Annotated in this window: 15 protein-coding genes, 2 pseudogenes and 1 riboswitch; of the genes and pseudogenes, 9 read left to right on the plus strand and 8 right to left on the minus strand. The window is 69.0% G+C overall.

What is annotated here, in order from left to right:
- The first annotated feature begins 173 nt into the window (after nucleotides 1–173).
- Both QRX50_RS11480 and QRX50_RS11485 read left to right on the plus strand, forming a co-directional pair.
- Nucleotides 174–1,277: an IS110 family RNA-guided transposase gene (locus QRX50_RS11480; RefSeq protein WP_285971930.1), complete on the plus strand. Its 1,104-nt coding sequence runs from the start codon at nucleotides 174–176 to the stop codon at nucleotides 1,275–1,277.
- A gap of 13 nt (nucleotides 1,278–1,290) precedes the next feature.
- Nucleotides 1,291–1,488: pseudogene (locus tag QRX50_RS11485) on the plus strand (integrase core domain-containing protein); the annotation flags it as partial.
- Here the strand turns inward: QRX50_RS11485 and QRX50_RS11490 are convergent.
- Complete coding sequence (locus QRX50_RS11490) at nucleotides 1,485–2,228, minus strand: SDR family oxidoreductase (RefSeq protein WP_285971931.1); 744 nt, start codon at nucleotides 2,226–2,228, stop codon at nucleotides 1,485–1,487. The pseudogene QRX50_RS11485 and the gene QRX50_RS11490 sit on opposite strands and share 4 nt — an antisense overlap.
- A 79-nt stretch (nucleotides 2,229–2,307) precedes the next feature.
- On the opposite strand from QRX50_RS11490, the gene QRX50_RS11495 reads away from it, so the two are divergent.
- On the plus strand, nucleotides 2,308–3,168 hold the full coding sequence (locus QRX50_RS11495; protein ID WP_285971932.1) for a sigma-70 family RNA polymerase sigma factor: 861 nt from the start codon (nucleotides 2,308–2,310) through the stop codon (nucleotides 3,166–3,168).
- Here QRX50_RS11495 and QRX50_RS11500 read toward each other — a convergent pair.
- Complete coding sequence (locus tag QRX50_RS11500) at nucleotides 3,165–3,479, minus strand: DMT family transporter (RefSeq protein WP_285971933.1); 315 nt, start codon at nucleotides 3,477–3,479, stop codon at nucleotides 3,165–3,167. The genes QRX50_RS11495 and QRX50_RS11500 overlap by 4 nt on opposite strands.
- A 32-nt stretch (nucleotides 3,480–3,511) precedes the next feature.
- Nucleotides 3,512–3,575: riboswitch (guanidine-III (ykkC-III) riboswitch) on the minus strand.
- Between the two features lie 24 nt (nucleotides 3,576–3,599).
- Complete coding sequence (locus tag QRX50_RS11505; protein WP_285971934.1) at nucleotides 3,600–4,394, minus strand: class I SAM-dependent methyltransferase; 795 nt, start codon at nucleotides 4,392–4,394, stop codon at nucleotides 3,600–3,602.
- 94 nt (nucleotides 4,395–4,488) lie between these two features.
- Between QRX50_RS11505 and lysS the strand changes: the two genes are divergently transcribed.
- Together lysS and QRX50_RS11515 are read left to right on the plus strand one after the other, a co-directional pair.
- Nucleotides 4,489–5,997 carry a lysine--tRNA ligase gene (gene lysS / locus QRX50_RS11510; protein WP_285974427.1) on the plus strand — a complete coding sequence of 503 codons (1,509 nt, stop codon included), beginning with the start codon at nucleotides 4,489–4,491 and terminating at the stop codon, nucleotides 5,995–5,997.
- Between the two features lie 150 nt (nucleotides 5,998–6,147).
- A complete protein-coding gene (locus tag QRX50_RS11515) occupies nucleotides 6,148–6,501 on the plus strand; it encodes a histone-like nucleoid-structuring protein Lsr2 (protein ID WP_285971935.1) in 354 nt (117 codons plus the stop codon).
- A gap of 94 nt (nucleotides 6,502–6,595) precedes the next feature.
- On the opposite strand, the gene QRX50_RS49460 is transcribed toward QRX50_RS11515, so the two are convergent.
- Nucleotides 6,596–7,009 (minus strand): helix-turn-helix domain-containing protein, encoded by a 414-nt coding sequence (locus QRX50_RS49460; protein ID WP_353074151.1) that lies wholly within the window; start codon nucleotides 7,007–7,009, stop codon nucleotides 6,596–6,598.
- Nucleotides 7,010–7,141: 132 nt separating this feature from the next.
- Nucleotides 7,142–7,419, minus strand: a pseudogene (locus QRX50_RS49465) (DUF6597 domain-containing transcriptional factor); the annotation flags it as partial.
- Nucleotides 7,420–7,484: 65 nt separating this feature from the next.
- Here QRX50_RS49465 and QRX50_RS11525 point away from each other — a divergent pair.
- The gene (locus QRX50_RS11525; RefSeq protein ID WP_285971936.1) at nucleotides 7,485–8,066 is read left to right on the plus strand and encodes a TIGR03086 family metal-binding protein; all 582 of its coding nucleotides are present in this window, start codon (nucleotides 7,485–7,487) and stop codon (nucleotides 8,064–8,066) included.
- Nucleotides 8,067–8,073: 7 nt separating this feature from the next.
- On the opposite strand, the gene QRX50_RS11530 is transcribed toward QRX50_RS11525, so the two are convergent.
- A complete protein-coding gene (locus tag QRX50_RS11530; RefSeq protein WP_285971937.1) occupies nucleotides 8,074–8,898 on the minus strand; it encodes a (2Fe-2S)-binding protein in 825 nt (274 codons plus the stop codon).
- 369 nt (nucleotides 8,899–9,267) lie between these two features.
- Here QRX50_RS11530 and QRX50_RS11535 point away from each other — a divergent pair, with 369 nt between their 5' ends.
- Together QRX50_RS11535 and QRX50_RS11540 are read left to right on the plus strand one after the other, a co-directional pair.
- A complete protein-coding gene (locus QRX50_RS11535) occupies nucleotides 9,268–11,814 on the plus strand; it encodes an ATP-dependent Clp protease ATP-binding subunit (RefSeq protein ID WP_285971938.1) in 2,547 nt (848 codons plus the stop codon).
- 65 nt (nucleotides 11,815–11,879) lie between these two features.
- A complete protein-coding gene (locus QRX50_RS11540) occupies nucleotides 11,880–12,872 on the plus strand; it encodes a BUD32 family EKC/KEOPS complex subunit (RefSeq protein WP_285971939.1) in 993 nt (330 codons plus the stop codon).
- Here QRX50_RS11540 and pcp read toward each other — a convergent pair.
- Together pcp and QRX50_RS11550 are read right to left on the minus strand one after the other, a co-directional pair.
- Nucleotides 12,850–13,479 carry a pyroglutamyl-peptidase I gene (pcp, locus tag QRX50_RS11545; RefSeq protein WP_285971940.1) on the minus strand — a complete coding sequence of 210 codons (630 nt, stop codon included), beginning with the start codon at nucleotides 13,477–13,479 and terminating at the stop codon, nucleotides 12,850–12,852. The two genes, QRX50_RS11540 and pcp, sit on opposite strands and share 23 nt — an antisense overlap.
- 169 nt (nucleotides 13,480–13,648) lie before the next feature.
- Nucleotides 13,649–15,094: a M1 family metallopeptidase gene (locus QRX50_RS11550; protein ID WP_285971941.1), complete on the minus strand. Its 1,446-nt coding sequence runs from the start codon at nucleotides 15,092–15,094 to the stop codon at nucleotides 13,649–13,651.
- Nucleotides 15,095–15,254: 160 nt separating this feature from the next.
- Here QRX50_RS11550 and QRX50_RS11555 point away from each other — a divergent pair, with 160 nt between their 5' ends.
- A complete protein-coding gene (locus tag QRX50_RS11555; protein WP_285971942.1) occupies nucleotides 15,255–18,425 on the plus strand; it encodes an AfsR/SARP family transcriptional regulator in 3,171 nt (1,056 codons plus the stop codon).
- Nucleotides 18,426–18,457: the final 32 nt, after the last annotated feature.

The raw sequence follows: 18,457 nt of genomic DNA on the forward strand, positions 1-18,457 counted from the left end.
GGTGTCCTGCGTTCGATTTGTCGGCCGGTCCGGGCGCAGCACCGTACGCGCACCGGCCAGACGGGTCTGACCTGATAGGAGCTTGGACCAGAAGCCCCGTCACAGACCTGTCGCCCGTCCGGTCGGTTCGCCCCGTCCGCGAGCGTGAACCCACCGGAGGAGCGAGTTCCAGCATGGCAACCATCGCAACCCGTGTCATCGGCGGCGTCGACACCCACAAACACACCCACTACGCGGCCGTGGTCGACGAGCACGGCCGGTTACTCGGACACCGTGAGTTCCCCGCCCGCGACCGCGGCTATGCACAGTTGTTGGAATGGATCAGGGGCCACGGCGTCATCGCCTCGATCGGTGTCGAGAGCACCGGGTCGTTCGGTGCTTCCCTGAGCAGGTTTCTCACCGCCGCCAACGTCCGGGTCATCGAGGTCAACCGGCCAAACCGTCTGGCCCGGCGTCTGGATGGCAAGTCCGACCGCCTGGACGCCGAGCAGATCGCCCGCGCTGTTCTCGGGCAAACATCGACCGCGACCCCGAAAGCCAAGTCTGGCGTCGTCGAGGTGATCCGAACCCTCCGAATCACCCGAACCAGCGCGGTCAAGGCCCGGACCCAGACGTTCAACACCCTCTGGGGCGTGATGATCGGTGCGCCCTCGCCCTTACGGGACGACCTGGTGGCCTTGACCAAGAGGACCCTGATCAACCGATGCCTGCAACTGGACCCAGAAACCGATGACGTCCTCACTCTGATCGACGCACCCGAGCAGTTGCTCACGGCCGGAGTGACAACAGCGCTGCGCGACCTGGCACGCCGCTGGAAGGCATTGGACGAAGAGATCACAACGCTCAACAAACAGATCGAGGCGTTGGTCCGCTCCACCGCGCCGGAACTCGTCGAACTTCACGGGGTGGGCATCGAGTTGGCTGGGCAATTCCTGGTCACCGCCGGCGACAACGCCGAGCGCATCCGCAGCGAGGCAGCCTTTGCCAAACTCTGCGGAGTCGCTCCACAACCAGCCAGTAGCGGCCGCACCACCGGCCGCCACCGGCTCAGCCGCAGCGGCGATCGCGCCGCGAACAGCGCCCTCTACATCGTGACCATCGTCCGCATGCGCCGTCACCAGCCCACTCGTGACTACCTCGACCGGCGGACCGCCGAAGGACGGAGCAAACGCGAGATCATCCGCTGCCTCAAGCGCTACATCGCCCGCGAGATCTACGCCAACCTTCCGCGATCGGCGACGGTCGACCCAGAGCCAGCCCTTCCGAGCGTTGCTTGACAAACATAGGAGCATCGAACGCTACAACCGCATCCTGGCCGAAGAATTCCTCTACGCCCACATCTGGACCAGCGAAGGGCAACGCACCGCAGCCTTGACGGTATGGAACATCCACTACAACTACCATCGACCACACACCACCGCTGGAAACCAGCCACCGGTCACCCGGCTCCACACCGGCGTCACCAACGTCACGGCCTCATACAGCTAGATCTGTGCGAGAAATTCCTCCCAGGTGCGGGTGCCCTCGTCGGCGTCGAGGTTGAGGTTGTCGCCCGCGCGGTAGGCGCGGCCGGCCTTGCCGGGCAGGCGCACGGGCAGCTTGGGGCGACGTTTTCCGTTGGCCCGCAAATAATCCTCCACGAGCGCGCGCATGGTGTAGACCTTCGGTCCCGCCAGGTCGGGGACGCGGCCGGCGGGTGCGCCGAGGGTCAGTTCGGCGAGGCGGGCCGCGACGTCGTGGGCGTCCACCGGCTGGAACCGCATGCCGCCGGGTACGGGGACGACGGGCAGTTTCGCGGCGGCGCGCACGGCGTCGAGGCAGAAGCCGTGGAACTGGGCGGCGCGCAGGATCGTCCACGGTAGACCCGAGGCGATCACGGTTTTCTCCGCCTCGAACTTGCGCGTGAAGTAGCCCAGCGGCACGCGGTCGGCGGCGATCACCGAGATGAGCACGAAGTGGCCGACGCCCGCGCGTTCGGCGGCGTTCGCCAGGTTCGCGGTGGCCACATCGTCGCCCTTGGGCCCGCCGGCCAGGTGCAGCACCACGTCGACGCCGTCGACCGCGGCTTCGAGGCCGTCGCCGCTGAGCAGGTCGCACGCGAAGTACTCGATGCCGTCGGCGGGTTCGTGGGCGTGGCGGCTCAGCACGCGGACCTTCGCGTCCCGCAGCAGCGGGGTGACGAGGGTGCCGAGCGTGCCGGTGCCGCCGGTGATGAGGATCGTGCTCATTTCTTCCTCCGTTCCGGTCACGTGACCGGGATTGTCGGTGTGTACTTCGGTGAACCCGCGCGACGGAGGAATGTGACACGTGGACGAAAAGGCCTGGTTGGCGCAGCAGTTCGAGGAGAACCGGCCGCGGCTGCGCTCGGTCGCGTACCGGATGCTGGGCTCGCTGAGCGAAGCCGAAGACGCCGTGCAAGAAGCCTGGCTGCGGCTCGACGGCGTGGACTCGCGCGAGATCGAGAGCCTGCCGGCCTGGCTCACCACGGTCGTCTCGCGCCAGTGCCTCAACCAGCTGCGCACGCGCGAACGCCGGCGTGAGGACTCGCTCGACGCGCAGGTCCTCGAACGCGGCGACGACTTCGACCTCGAGGCGGAAGCGCAGCTCGCCGACTCGGTCGGGCTCGCGCTGCTGGTCGTGCTCGACTCACTGGGCCCGGCCGAGCGCATCGCGTTCGTGCTGCACGACATGTTCGCGGTGCCGTTCGAGGACATCGCCGTGATGCTCGACCGCACCCCGGCGGCCGTGCGCCAGATCGCCAGCCGCGCCCGGCGCCGGGTCCGGGGCGAGCAGCCGGCGGCCGACGTCACGCGCAGCCGCCGGGCCGTCGAGGCCTACCTGGCGGCCGCGCGCGGCGGTGACTTCGAGGCGCTGCTGCAGCTGCTCGATCCCGACGTGGTGCTGCAGGCCGACGCCGCCGTTTCGGGAGCTCCGGCGCCCGTCGTGCTGCGTGGCGTCCGCAGCGTGAGCAAGGGCGCGCTGCTCGCTTCGGCACGCGCGCGGGGCACGCAGGTGGCGCTGGTCAACGGCGCTCCCGCCCTGGTGCTCGCGCCGCGCGGCCGCCTGGAGGTCGTGCTCACGTTCACCTTCGACGGCGACCGCATCACGGCCATCGACGTGGTCGGCGACCCCGAGCGACTCAACGCGCTCACGATCACCGTTCCCTAGTGCAGGACCTTCAACCCCACGACCCCCGCGACGATCAGCACCAGGCACGCGATGCGGCCGACCGTCGCGGGGTCGTGGAGGGCGAAGATGCCGTACAAGGCGGTCCCCACGGCACCGATGCCGACCCACACCGCGTAACCGGTGCCGAGGGGGATGCTGCGCAGGGCGTACGCGAGACCACCCATGCTGGCGATGAGGGCGACGAGGAAGACCACCGTCGGCCACAGTTTCGTGAAGCCCTTGGTGGCCGACAACGCCGCGGCCCACACGGTCTCGAGGACACCGGCGACGACGAGAACAACCCAAGCCATGATCAGAACCTTTCGCAGTGACGTGTTCATCCACTGCGCCGTCTTGTCCTGACCGGGTACGACGCTCTCGTCCGGGACGCCCGGGTGGCGTCACGACGGAAGGTAGCACCATTCGGAACTCTAGGCGGGTGAGCTTCCCCGCCCTCCGGACTCGCTCTTTCGGGCGCGGAACACCGTCGTCACCAGTGGGTAGTCGAACTCGCCCGCGCCGGCTTCCGGCACCGCCAGGAGGTACTCACGAGCGGCAGCCAGGGCCGCGTCGCGTTCGGCCGGTTCGGCGACCAGGAAGTTGGAGTGCGTGGCGACGGTCGCGAGCAGTGTGTCGATCGTGCGGCGGTGCGTGTGCGGGAACTCGTGGTCCTCGAACGGCTCGAAGCCGGCCGCCGACAGGCCCTCGTTCTCGTCGCGGAACAGGCGGCTCACGCCCGTGCGCACGATCTTGGAGAACTCGACCACCCACTCCACCGTCAGGTCGTCGTGGTTCCACAGCGCCACGACGACCCCGCCCGGGCGCAGCACCCGGTGGATCTCCGCGAACGCCGGCTCCAGATCGAACCAGTGCAGCGCCTGCCCGATGAACACGGCGTCGACGGACTCGTCGGCCAGCGGGATGTCCTCGGCCTTGCCCGTGAGCGCCGTCGTGTCCGGCAGGAGCTTGGACAGCTGGGCGAGCATGCCCTCGTCGGGCTCCACCGCGGTCACGGTGAGGCCGAGGTCGACCAGCCCCTGCGTGAGCTTTCCGGTGCCGGCGGCGAGGTCGAGCACCTCGCGCGCGTCGTGCGCGGCGCCGGCGAGCCCCCATTCCACGGCGGCCTGCGGGTAGTCGGGCCGGTGCTCGGCGTAGGCGGCGGCGTGGCCGCCGAACGACGAGGCGCGGCGGGCGTGGAGTTCCTGGTCATACGTGGGATCGGTCACGGGAACCGAGACTAATACGGGAAAAGGCAGCACCGGTGCCTCGAAGGGTAATCCGGTTGGCGTAGCCGACCAGCGGGTTCGTACGCTATGGCCCATGACCGAATTCCCCGCGCCCGACGCGCTGCGCGAAGACGACCTGCCCGAACAGATGCGGGTGCGCCGGGACAAGCGCGACCGGATAATCGCGGAGGGTGTCGATCCTTACCCCGTGGAGGTTCCCCGCACCCACTCGCTTGCCGAGATCCGGGCCGCGCACACAGATCTCGCGCCCGACACCGCCACTGGTCAGACGGTCGGCGTCACCGGCCGGGTGATGTTTCTGCGCAATACGGGCAAACTGTGTTTCGCCACTCTTCGTGAGGGCGACGGCACGGAACTGCAGGCGATGCTCAGCCTCGCGAAGGTCGGTGAGGAGTCGCTCGCGTCGTGGAAGAGCGATGTCGATCTCGGTGACCACGTATTCGTCTCCGGCGAGGTGATCACTTCCAAGCGCGGTGAGCTTTCCGTGATGGCCGACAAGTGGCAGCTCACGTCGAAGGCGCTGCGGCCGCTGCCCAACACGCACTCCGACCTCGCCGAGGAAACGCGAATCCGGCAGCGTTATGTCGACTTGATTCTGCGCGATCGGGCCCGCGATGTGGTGCGCACTCGCGCCGGCGTGGTGCGCTCGCTGCGCGAGTCGTTCCACCGCCGTGGATTCACCGAGGTCGAGACGCCGATGCTGCAGACGCTGCACGGCGGCGCCGCGGCCAGGCCATTCGTCACACATTCGAATGCGTTCGACCTCGAGCTGTACCTGCGCATCGCGCCGGAGCTCTACCTCAAGCGCTGCGTGGTCGGCGGGATCGAGAAGGTTTTCGAGATCAACCGCAACTTCCGCAACGAGGGCAGCGACTCCTCGCACTCGCCCGAGTTCGCGATGCTGGAGTACTACGAGGCCTACGCCACATACGACACGAATGCCGTGATGACCCGCGAACTCATCCAGGAGGCCGCGGAGAACGTGCTCGGCACCCAGGTCGTCACCCTCGTCGACGGAACGGAGTACGACCTTTCCGGCGAATGGACGACACTCGGCATGTACGAGTCGCTGTCGGAGGCATTGGGTGAAGAAGTGTCACCCGAGACTCCCGCCGAGCGGTTGCACAAGATCGCCGCGGCGCGCGAGATCGAGGTGGACCCGAAGCTCGGCCACGGCAAACTTGTCGAAGAACTGTGGGAACACCTCGTGGGCGACGATCTCTCCGCGCCCACATTTGTGCGTGATTTTCCGCTCGAGACATCCCCTCTGACCAGGCAGCATCGGAGCCGGGCCGGGGTCGCGGAGAAGTGGGACCTCTACGTGCGCGGTTTCGAACTCGCCACGGGTTACTCCGAGCTGGTGGATCCGGTCGTGGAGCGGCAGCGCCTCACCGAACAGTCCCTCCTGGCGGCACAGGGTGATAGCGAGGCCATGCGTCTCGACGAGGATTTCCTTCGCGCCCTGGAGTACGGAATGCCGCCGAGCGGTGGAGTCGGAATGGGAGTCGACCGGCTGCTCATGGCGCTGACCGGTCTCGGTATCCGGGAGACGATCCTCTTCCCCCTCGTACGGCCGGAATAACCCACCCGTCGGTAGGAACCGGCCGGGTTTATCTCAAACGAGATTTGCACGCGGCCGGATGAGCGGGTATTAATGTGAGTGACAAAGACTTCTGTCCCGGGGCTCGCCCCGTAACCAGATCATTCGCGTAAGCCCCGCAGGAGGAATCAGATGGCACAGAAGGTGCTCGTCTCCCTGGTCGATGACCTCGACGGCAGTGAGGCCGAAGAGACCGTCGAGTTCGGTTTGGACGGTGTGACCTACCAGATCGACCTGTCCTCGGAAAACGCCGAAGAGTTGCGCGACGCACTGGCCCAGTACGTGGAGCACGCTCGCCGTGCGGGTGGCCGCAAGCGCGCCGCACTGCGTCCGGTCGCGGGTGCGAAGGCTTCGGCCCGCCCGGCCACGGTCGACCGCGAGCAGAACCAGGCCATTCGTGCCTGGGCGCGCAAGAACGGTTTCGCGGTTTCCGACCGGGGCCGGATCCCGTCGGAGGTCGTGGAGGCCTACCACCAGAAGAACTGAGGGGCACAACGAGGAGGCGGCCGCCGGGTTATTTCCGGCGGCCGTTTTGCTTGTCCGGTTTCTGTCCGGTCGCTTGTGCCGGGTCGGCTTGCGTTCAGTGCGGCTTGTGTTCGATCGGTTCGGCTGAGGCGGCGAGGCGGGCCGAACGGGCGAACTCCCCGGGCGAGGATCCGGTCACCGCGCGGAAATCGCGGGTGAAGTGCGGTTGATCGCTATAGCCGAGCCGGGCGGCGAGGTCCGCGAAATCGGGACTGTCGGCGTCGGCGAGGTTGCGCGCGGCATCGTTCAGGCGGTATATCCGGATCGCCCACTTGGGCGTGCAGCCGACGTGTTCCGCGAAGAGCCGCTGAAGTGCCCGTGCGGACAAGCCGGCGCTCGCGGCGAGTTGATCGACGCGCGTGATTTCCGGATCCTCCGCGATTGTTTCCACCGCGGCGGCGGCCGTCCGCGCGGCGGATGGAAGAGCCGAGTGCTTTGCGATCAGCAAGTTGTCGACTGCAGCGATCATTTCCCGATCGTCACTCGCATTTCGCACCGATTCGGCCGCTTCGGTGCCGTCGTGGCCGAAGACGTCCGCCAGCGGAACGGATCGGTCCGCGAGCATCCGCACGGGGGCGCCGAGGAAAGGGTGGAAGCACCCCGGCCGGAACCGCACGCCGAGGCCGTGGGCGCGGCCCTCGAGCCGGTGCGTGAACAGCGTGTGGCCCGGACCGTAGACGCCGCGCGCGCCGGGAAGAAGGTCACGTGCACGGCGATGTTGGGCAGCACGTGCTGGTCGTGGAAGCCGTCGAGGTCCCAGCGCAGCACCCAGTGGTAGTCGACGAACTCGGCGAGCGCGGGTGCCGGCGTGTGGCGGGCGAGCGTGAACTTCGTGCGGGCCACGTGCTCGTCGACGATGCCGCGCGGGATCCGGCGCATGCGCTTCACGCTAGTGCGTCGCGTTCGTTCAAGACGGCCGTCACCCGCCGTGCTTGGCTTCGCGCATGACCGACCACTCCGCCCTGCTGCGCCCGGCCGCGGCCGAGTTCCTGCGCGTGGCGGCCGCCGCGCAACCGCTCACGGCGCCCACCCCGTGCACCGGCTACGACGTGCGCGGCCTGCTCAACCACCTGCTCTACTGGGGCCCCTGGCTCGCCGCCGCCGGCCGGCGCGAGACGTACACGGCGACCGGCACCGAAGCCGACGCCGTCCTCGTCGGCGAAGACTGGCTCGCGACGCTGGAGAAGCAGACCGAAGACCTCGTCGACGCCTTCGCGCCCGCGGCCGCGTGGGAAGGCCTGGCGACGCTCGGCTCGGCCACGATGCCCGCGGCGACCGTCGGCGACATGGTGCTCGGCGAGTTCGTGATTCACGGCTGGGATCTCGCCCGCGCGGCCGGCACACCGTTGACCTGCTCCGAAGAAGCCACAGCGGCCGCGGAAGCCGTGCGCGCCTCCGCGGTCGCCATGGGCGAGCAGGCGCGCGCGATGGGCGTCTACGGCCCCGAGGTGCCGGTTCCGGCCGGCGCTCCGGCCCTCGACCGCGCGCTGGGCGCTTCGGGCCGCGACCCGGCGTGGACTGTGTGACCTGCGATTATCGCGAGCAGACGCGCGGACATTCCGCGCACTCGGCCTCGCCCGGCAGCAGGTAGGAGAAGCAGCAACTCTCCCGTCGTCGTTCCCAAGCGCGGTGCCCCTCGGCACCCACGGCCATGCGCAAGGTCGACGCGGAGGTCAGCGGCCGGTATCTGTCGTCCAGCACCAACGCGGCGTCGGCGACACCGGCGCCTTCCGCGTCCGGTGTCCCGCCCTGGCGGCCGGCCCACCACAGCGAGTTGTCCAGGGCGTCGGTGGCCGCGGCCCACAACATGCGGCGGCCCAGCCGGCTGCTCGGCGCGTACGCGCGCACGAAGCGTGTGGCGTGCGCCACGAACTGGGCGCGCAGCACGCCGGCCAGCGCGCGTTCGTCGGCCACGACGGTGGCTTCCGGGCGTGCGGAGCCGGGGTCGGTGGGCAGGCAGTAGAAGCTGTCGCCCAGCACGGCCATGCCTTCGGGGTGTGGCCGGTCGTCGCCGAGGCCGAAGGCCAGCTGCTCGGGTTTGAGCGAGGGCACGCGGCGTTCGTGGTGCAGCAGCAGTGCGCCGACGTACGCGGGAACGTGCAGGTACCACGATATGACGTAGCTCGCGGCCGTGCGCTCGGGCGCGGCGCCGTGGTTGTGGAGAAGCCACTTTTCCAGCCGTTCACGCCATTCGGTGAAAAGCTCGGGGTGTTCGAGCAGCTCGGCGCAGTGGAACCACCCGGTCGGGACGTCTCTCCGCAGCTCACCGCGCTCCTGCAGTCCCCCGACCCGCAGGAGCGAATCGGCGAGACCGTCTCCGACGTCGCTGGCGTCGCGGGAAGACCGCTGCTGGTTCACCGCGGCCCTCCTTGTTGGCCGAACTGATTAGGCGTGCCTAACCTTACAGAGGTTTCGCAGTTGCGCCAATCGGGTGCCCACCTGGTGGAAACGGCCAGCTCCCCGATGTGTTCGCGCTGAGCGGACAGGGGGCCGCGGGCGGAATCCGAACGCGGGGCCGTACGTTCGACAAGAGGTAAAAGTGCAGGGCAACCGGACGTTGGACGATGACTCGAAGGGTCACCGGCCGGGTGCCAAAAGGCCACCGCAAGCCGTAGTGGTACGCAAGCGCGACCGCTTGGCTACTACAGTGGTCTCACGGTGCTGTCCGTCGCGGGTGCAATCTCGTGGCGGGAACGGGCCGCCGACGCAGCAGTCGAGGGAGTGCGCATGTTTGAGAGGTTCACCGACCGCGCGAGGCGGGTGGTCGTCCTGGCCCAAGAAGAGGCCCGGATGCTCAACCACAACTACATCGGCACCGAGCACATCCTCCTGGGTCTGATCCACGAGGGTGAGGGTGTCGCCGCCAAGGCGCTCGAGTCGCTGGGCATTGCCCTCGAGGGAGTGCGCCAGCAGGTCGAAGAGATCATCGGCCAGGGTCAGCAGGCGCCGAGCGGGCACATCCCGTTCACGCCGCGGGCCAAGAAGGTGCTTGAGCTGTCGCTGCGCGAAGCGCTTCAGCTCGGCCACAACTACATCGGTACCGAGCACATCCTGCTCGGCCTGATCCGCGAGGGTGAGGGCGTCGCCGCACAGGTGCTCGTCAAGCTCGGCGCGGACCTCAACCGGGTGCGCCAGCAGGTGCTGCAGCTTCTGTCGGGTTACCAGACCGGCGAGAAGTCCACCGAGAGCGGCTCGGGCCGCGGCGAGGGCACCCCGTCGTCGTCGCTGGTGCTCGACCAGTTCGGCCGCAACATGACCGTGCTCGCCCGCGAGGGCAAGCTCGACCCGGTCATCGGGCGCGGCAAGGAGATCGAGCGGGTCATGCAGGTGCTGTCCCGCCGCACCAAGAACAACCCGGTGCTCATCGGCGAGCCCGGCGTCGGCAAGACCGCCGTCGTCGAGGGCCTTGCCCAGAGCATCGTCAAGGGCGAGGTGCCCGAGACGCTCAAGGACAAGCAGCTTTACACGCTGGACCTGGGCTCTCTGGTCGCCGGCTCCCGCTACCGCGGTGACTTCGAAGAGCGCCTGAAGAAGGTGCTCAAGGAGATCAAGACCCGCGGCGACATCATCCTGTTCATCGACGAGCTGCACACGCTCGTCGGCGCAGGTGCCGCCGAGGGCGCCATCGACGCGGCTTCGATCCTGAAGCCGATGCTGGCCCGCGGTGAGCTACAGACGATCGGTGCGACCACGCTCGAGGAGTACCGCAAGTACATCGAGAAGGACGCCGCGCTGGAGCGCCGCTTCCAGCCGATCCAGGTCGGCGAGCCGTCGCTCGAGCACACCATCGAGATCCTCAAGGGCCTGCGCGACCGGTACGAGGCGCACCACCGCGTCTCGATCACCGACTCGGCGCTGGTCGCGGCGGCCACGCTGGCCGACCGCTACATCAACGACCGGTTCCTGCCGGACAAGGCCATCGACCTCATCGACGAGGCCGGCGCCCGCATGCGTATCCGCCGCATGACCGCGCCGCCGGACCTGCGCGAGTTCGACGAGAAGATCGCCGACGTCCGCCGCGACAAGGAGTCCGCGATCGACGCGCAGGACTTCGAGCGGGCCGCCCGCCTGCGTGACGAGGAGAAGACCCTCCTCGGCCAGAAGGGCGAGCGCGAGAAGCAGTGGAAGGACGGCGACCTCGACGTCGTCGCCGAGGTGGACGACGAGCAGATCGCGGAGGTGCTGGCCAACTGGACCGGCATCCCGGTGTTCAAGCTCACCGAAGAGGAGACCACCCGGCTGCTGCGCATGGAGGAAGAGCTCCACAAGCGCATCATCGGCCAGGAGGACGCGGTCAAGGCCGTCTCCCAGGCGATCCGCCGTACCCGTGCGGGTCTGAAGGACCCGAAGCGCCCGTCGGGCTCGTTCATCTTCGCCGGCCCGTCCGGTGTCGGTAAGACCGAGCTGTCCAAGGCGCTGGCGGCCTTCCTGTTCGGCGAGGACGACGCTCTCATCCAGATCGACATGGGTGAGTTCCACGACCGCTACACCGCTTCGCGGCTCTTCGGTGCCCCTCCGGGCTACGTCGGCTACGAAGAGGGCGGGCAGCTGACCGAGAAGGTGCGGCGCAAGCCGTTCTCGGTGGTGCTCTTCGACGAGATCGAGAAGGCGCACCAGGAGATCTACAACACGCTCCTGCAGGTGCTCGAAGACGGCCGCCTCACCGACGGTCAGGGTCGCACGGTCGACTTCAAGAACACGGTCCTGATCTTCACCTCGAACCTGGGCACCTCGGACATCTCCAAGTCCGTGAGCCTCGGCTTCTCCTCCGGAGCGGACATCACCAACCGCTACGAGAAGATGAAGCAGAAGGTCAACGAGGAGATGAAGAAGCATTTCCGGCCCGAGTTCCTGAACCGGATCGACGACATCATCGTCTTCCACCAGCTCACGCAGGAACAGATCATCATGATGGTCGACCTGATGATCGGGCGCGTGGAGACGCAGCTCAAGGCCAAGGACATGGAGCTGGAGCTCACGGAGAAGGCCAAGGCTCTGCTGGCCAAGCGTGGCTTCGACCCCGTGCTCGGCGCCCGGCCGCTGCGTCGCACGATCCAGCGCGAGATCGAGGATCAGCTGTCGGAGAAGATCCTGTTCGGCGAGGTCGAGCCCGGCCAGATCATCCTGGTCGACGTCGACGGCTGGAGCGGCAACCCCGAGGACCGCGACGACGAAGCGCACTTCACCTTCCGCGGTGAGAAGCGCCCGTCCTCGGTTCCGGACGCGCCGCCGGTCAGCATCGGTGCCTCGGAGCACGACACCGAGAACGACTGATCGCTTGACGAGCTGAGAAGGGCGGTTCCCCACGGGGAGCCGCCCTTCTCCGTATTGTCGAGTCCATGGGGGACTCGCGACTGACGGACCATCTGCGAGTGGCCACGGCGTTGGCGCTGCTGAGCGACCGGCAGCTGACCGAACGGCTCTCGTCCGCCGAGGTGGTATCGGAAGGCATCGGCGGCACGGGTGTGCGGCTCGACGTCGACGGCACGCCGGTGTTCGCGAAGCGGGTGCCGTTGACGGAGCTCGAACTCCGGCATCCGCACTCCACGGCGAATCTCTACGACCTGCCGGTGTTCTGCCACTACGGCCTCGGCTCGCCGGCGGGCTCGGCGTGGCGTGAGCTGGCGCTGCACGTCATGGCCACCGGCTGGGCGCTCGGCGGTGAGTGCGAGTACTTCCCGCTGCTGCACCACTGGCGCGTGCTGCCGCTGCGGGCCGACCGCGTGCCCGATCGCCCTCTCGAAGCGGACGTCGAGTACTGGGGCGGCTCTTCCGCTGTGCGCCGACGGCTGGAAGAAGTCGAGGCCGCCGAGTCGAGCGTGGTGCTGTTCTGCGAGCACTTCCCGACGACGTTGCACGCGTGGCTGCCCTCGCACCTCGACCAGACCGAGCGGGTGGAGGAGCAGTTGTTCGAGACGGCCGCTTTCCTTCGCGCAGAAGGCGTGCTGCATTTCGACACGCACTTCGGCAACTTCCTCACCGACGGCGAGCGCCTTTACCTGACCGACTTCGGCCTCGCCTTCGCTACGCGGTTCGACCTGAGTGCCGAGGAGCGCGCGTTCGCCGAGCTCAACCTCGAGCACGATTCCGCGTACTTGGCCATGCATCTGACGCAGTGGCTGGTCACGGAGGTCTGCGGCACCTGGGACCGGGCCGCGCGGGTGGCCGCGGTCCGCCGTGCGGCCGCCGGTGAGCTGCCGCTGCCGGACCCCGTGGCATCGGTGGTCGCGCGGCACGCGAAGACGGCCGTGGTGTTCACCGACTTCTACGACCGGCTCCGCGCGGACCGCGAGGCGCCGTTCCCGAGCCTCAGTTCAACGTTCCGGCGCTGACGTCGAGGTCGTCCACAGTGGTCAGCGCGGTCGTGATCAGGGCGTCCAACGCTTCCGCCGACTGCTGCACCTCGAGCGCCGGCCGGCCCGCCCCGGTTTGCTCCGGCGCGGACGGCACGTGGACGAATCCGCCTCGTAGTGAAGGGAATTCGGTGGCGAGCAAGTGCATCAGGCCGTAGAAGACCTGGTTGCACACATAGGTTCCCGCCGTGTGCGACACCGCCGCCGGCACACCCTTGGCCTGGATCGCCGCCACCGCCGCCTTGACCGGCAACGTGGTGAAGTAGGCCGCCGGGCCGCCCGCCATCACCGGCACGTCGACGGGCTGGTCGCCGGCGTTGTCGGGAATCCGCGCGTCGATCAGGTTGATCGCCACCCGCTCCGGCGTGACGGCGCTGCGCCCACCCGCTTCTCCCGCACACACCACCAGGCTCGGCCGGTGCCGCTCGATCGTCGCCCGCAAGGCGGGCAGCGACGTGCCGAACTCCACCGGCAGCTCCACGGCCACCACGTCGTCGCGCCGCGCGGCCACCAGCCGCGCCGCCTGCCAGGAGGGATTCGTCGCCGAGCCGCCGAACGGCGCGAACCCCGTTAGTAAGACAGTCATGCTGCATATCCTTGCGGAACTGAACCACGACGCGAGATCGCGCCGGTTTCTGGACTGAGCGATGTGCCCGGCCCGAGGGCCGGGCACATCGGGAGGGAAGAAACCGGCGCGATCTCGCGCGCGTCGGCGGAGCCGACGAGATCACACTGCCTTCACGAAACGGTACAGATCAAGCGACCGGCTTCAGATCACCCGGGTAGAGGTACTGGTCGGATGGCTTGCCCGAGCCGTAGATCCACGCGTCGAAGAAGCCCTGCAGATCCTTGTGCGCCACGGACTCGCAGTACTTCTGGAACTCCTGCATGCTCGCGTTGCCGTTGCGGTGCAGCGAGTTCCACGTCTTGAGCACCTTGTCGAACGCGGCCTCGCCCATGTACTTGCTCAGGGCGTGCAGTGCGACCGGGCCCTTGGAGTACACGTAGGTGAACTCGTTGCCCGCGCCCATGTCGTAGAGCTTTCCGTTCCAGAACCGGTCGGACTCGCTCGCGACTTCCTGGCGGTACTGGTCGTCGAGGTTGACGCCGTTCTTGGCTTCGTCCCACAACCATTCGGCGTACGAGGCGAAGCACTCGTTGAGGCAGACGTCCTTCCAGTGGTCCACGGCCACGGTGTCGCCGTACCACTGGTGGGCGTTCTCGTGCACGATCGTGCCGACGTTGCCCGCGCGGCCCGAGTAGATCGGCCGGCTCATGGTTTCGAGCGAGAACCCGATGGGCTCGGCCAGGTAGATGCCGCCGGCGGCGTCCACAGGGTACTTGCCGAACTTCGACTCCAGGAAGTCGAGGATCTCCGGCAGCCGCGCGTCGGCCTGCTTCGTGGAGTCGGGTGTGCCGGGCGCGAACGCGCTGACGATCGGCGTGCCGTCCTTGCGCTTGCGCTTGTCGAACGTCCACTTGTCGATGGCGACCGTGGTCATGTACGGCACGGCGGGCGTGGTCTCGGCCCACACGTGCGTGGTGCCCTTCGCCGTTTTGTGCGTGCCCAGCTCACGGCCGTTCGCGATCACGCCCCACTCGTCGGGGACGGTGATGGCCAGGTGGAACGTCGCCTTGTCGAGCGGGGTGTCGTTCACCGGGTACCAGGTGCTGGCCGACTTCGGCTCGCCCGCGGCGAACGCGCCGCCGTCCGTGGCGTACTGCCAGCCGTTGTTGCCCAGCGACGGGTCGCTGATCGGGGCGGGCACGCCGTGGTAGCTGATCACGGTGCGGAACGGCAGGCCGCGCAGCAGCGGGATCAGCGGCGTGATGGTGAGCTCGTGGTCGCCGCTGCGGGTGAACTTGGCCTTCAGGCCGTTGACTTTCACCGAGTCGACGGTGAGGCCGTTGAGGTCGAGGTTGAACGAGCTCAACGTCTGGGTGGCTCGCGCGCTGATCGTCTGCACGCCGGTGAGCTGGTGGCTGTCCGGCGCGTAGGTCACGGCGAGGTTGTAGTCGGCGACGTCGTAGCCGCCGTTGCCGTCCTGCGGGTAGTAGCTGTCGCCGGCTCCGTCGGCACCCGGGGTGCCCCAGCCGTACCCGTCCTGTCCCGCGGACGCGATGCCGCCGCCCAGGCTCAGCGCGGCCAGCGTGGCGACGACCGTCACTGCCGGGCGACGCCAGCGGTGCTGCAGTCTCATGAACGCTCCTGTCTGCTGCTCGGGAAACCGTTTGCAACGTATCGCCGCGAAGGGCCGTTGACGCCTTGTCATGGTGTTTTGTCCTGAAAGTCCACACTTACGTCGGTTCCCCGGCGGCCGTTCGGACCCGTCCTCAGCATCCGTCTGGAAAGCTGGTGGCATGCGCGTGGCGCTCCTGGGTCCGCTGCGGGCGGCCTGCGAGGACGGCACCCCGGTGGACATCGGCGGTGCGCGCCTTCGCATGCTCTTGGCGCGGCTCGCGCTCGACGCCGGCCGCCCGGTGCCGGCCGAGGTGCTCATCGACGGCCTGTGGGGCACCGAGCCGCCGGCCGACGCCGCCAACGCGCTGCAGTCGCTCGTCTCGCGCCTGCGCCGCGCGCTGCGACCGGCCGGGGCCGACCTGGAGTCCGGCGCCGGTGGCTACCGGCTCGCGCTGCCCGCGGACGCCGTCGATGCGCACCGGTTCGAGCGGCTCGCCGCGGAGGGCCGCCGGGAGCTTTCGGCGGGTCGCGACTCGCGTGCGGCTGAGCTGCTGCGAACTGCTCTGGACCTCTGGCACGGCGCCGCGCTGGCCGACGTGCTCGACGCGCCGTTCGCCGCGGCGCCCGCGACGCGGCTGGAGGAGCTGCGCACGGAGGCCGCCGAGGACCGCTTCGATGCGGAGCTGCGCCTGGGCCGCCACGCCGACGTGCTCGCCGACCTCACCGCGGCCGCCGAGGCCCACCCGTTGCGCGAGCGGCTCGCCGGCCTGCGCATCCGCGCGCTGTGCTCGGCCGGCCGCCAAGCCGACGCGCTCGCCGCGTACACCACGATCCGCGCGACGCTGGCCGACGAGCTGGGTGTGGACCCGTCGGCCGAGCTGCAGGAGATCCACCTGCAGGCTCTGCGCGGTGAGCTCGCGCCCGCCGCGCCGGTCACCGACCGGCTGCCGGTGCGCCTCACGAGCTTCGTCGGCCGCGGCGACGAGCTGAAGAAGCTGTCCGAACTGCTCGACGGCTCCCGGCTCGTCACACTCGTCGGCCCGGGTGGTGCGGGCAAGACGCGCCTGGCGACCGAGGCCGCGGCGCGCCACCCCGCGCACGGGCCCGGGCGCGTGTGGTTCGTGCCGCTCGCCGGCGTCCGCGACGCCGACGACGTGCTGGGCGCGCTGCTCACCGTGTTGGAGATCCGCGACGTGCGCGCCACCGACACCGACGTGCTGCGCAAGCCGATCGACCTGTTCGAGCACGCCGCCGAGGCCCTGAGCGGCAGCGAAACCCTGCTGGTGCTGGACAACTGCGAGCACGTGATCGACGTCGCCGCGCAGCTGGCCGACGACCTGCTGCGCCGCGTGCCGGCGCTGCGCATCCTGGCCACCAGCCGCGAACCGCTCGCCATCACCGGCGAGGCGCTGTGCCTGCTCGGGCCGTTGCCCGTGCCGGCGGAGTCCACGCCGCCGGGTGAGGTGGGTGCGCTCGACTCCGCGCGCCTGTTCCTCGACCGCGCCATCGCCGTGCGCCCGGACTTCAGGCTCGACGAGTCCACAGTGGACGCCGTCACGCAGATCTGCCGCCGGCTCGACGGCATGCCGCTGGCTCTGGAACTGGCCGCGGCGCGCCTGCGGTCGATGCCCGTCACGAGCATCGCCGAACGCCTCGGCGACCGCTTCCGCCTGCTCACCTCCGGCAGCCGCACGGCCCTGCCGCGGCAACGCACGCTGCGCGCCGTCGTCGAGTGGAGCTGGGACCTGCTCATCGACTCGGAGCTCGCCCTGGCGCGGCGGCTGGCCGTGTTCGCCGCGACGTTCGACGAGGACGCCGTGACCGCCGTCTGCGCGGACGACGATCTTCTGCTCGCCGAAGACGTGGTGTACGTGCTGGGTTCCCTCGTCGAGAAATCCATTGTGGACACCGTCGGCGAGCGCTACCGCATGCTGGAGACGCTGCGGGTGTACGCCAGCGAACGGCTCACCGCGTCGGGGGAGAGCGAGCGGCTGCGCGCCGGCATGGTGCGCTACTTCGTCGACCTCGTCGAACGCACCGAGCCGCTGCTGCGCACCCGCGATCAGCTCACCGCGATCGAGGTCTTCGAGAACGAGAACGACAACCTCACCGTCGCCCTGCGCTCCGCCATCGAGTCGGAGGACGTCGATTCCTCCAGCCGCCTGCTCTACGGCATGTTCTGGTACCTGTCGATCCTGGGCCAGGGCGAACGCGCCGAGCGGTTCATGGGCGACGTGCTGGCCTTCGGCGACCGCCTGGCACCCGACGTCGCGGCGGCCCTGCGGCTGAGCCAAATGATGATGCACATCATGACCGGGCCACAGGCGATGGCGGACGCTCCCGACCTGATCGAGGAGTGCGTGCGCACCGGCGCCACGAACGGCAACCCGTGGCTCTCGCTCGCACTGCCGATGGTGGCCTTCCTCAGCGGCCACCGCGAACTGGCCCGGCGCGAAATCAAGCGCGCGATCGGCGTCGGGGACCCCTGGAGCCGGGCCGCGGCGCACTGGGCCGAGAGCTTCGTGCTCGCCGACGAGGGCGACCTGGACGAGTCGACCCGAGCCCGCGAGGAGGCCCATGCCGGATTCCTCGCGATCGGCGACCGCTGGGGCCTGGCGATGACGTTCAGCTTCCGCGCCATGAGCCTGTCGCAGCGCGGTGACCACGCCGGGGCGATCGCGGCGTACACCGAAGGACTGCGGCTGGCCCTGGAGCTGCGTTCGCAGGACGACGTCGTCCAGCAGTGGTGGCGCCTTGCCGTGGAGCGGTCGCGCGGTGGTGACAGCGAAGGCGCCTGGCGGGAGCTGACGGCGGCCGAGCGGTACGCGGAGAACAGTGGCAAGCGAGAGCTGAGCCTGATCCTCATGTTCGGCCGGCTCGAACTGCTCATCCGCGAGGGTCGGCTGGAGGAGGCCCGCACCGTCGGCGAGACGATCCTGCGCGGACGGGACGACTGGCCGTTCCCCGGCAGCTTCGAGGACGAGTGGTTCGGCATGGTCCACGCCAGGATCGCGTTGGCGGATGGAAAACCGGACGAGGCTCTGCCGCACGCGGTGGCTGCCGTCCGGTCGGTCAGCCGGCGGATGGACATGCCCGATCTGGCCCAGATCGCCGAGGTAGTCGCGGAGATCCGCTACGCGCAGGGCCGGCTCGAGACGGCGGCGCGCGTGCTGGCGCTGAGCGCCTTGATCCGCGGCGAGTTCGACCTCGGCAACCCGGAGGTGCTCGGGCTGATCGACCGGCTGCGGGAACGCCTGGGCGCGGACCGGTACGTGAAGCTCGTGGCGGCCACCCGGGCGCTGGACCGGGCCGACGGAATCGCCTGGCTCACCGAGGAAATCGGCGGCTGACGAGCTCGGTCCCTCCACCACCCCCGCGGTGA

Source organism: Amycolatopsis sp. 2-15, assembly GCF_030285625.1.
GTDB classification, from domain to species: Bacteria; Actinomycetota; Actinomycetes; order Mycobacteriales; family Pseudonocardiaceae; genus Amycolatopsis; species Amycolatopsis carbonis.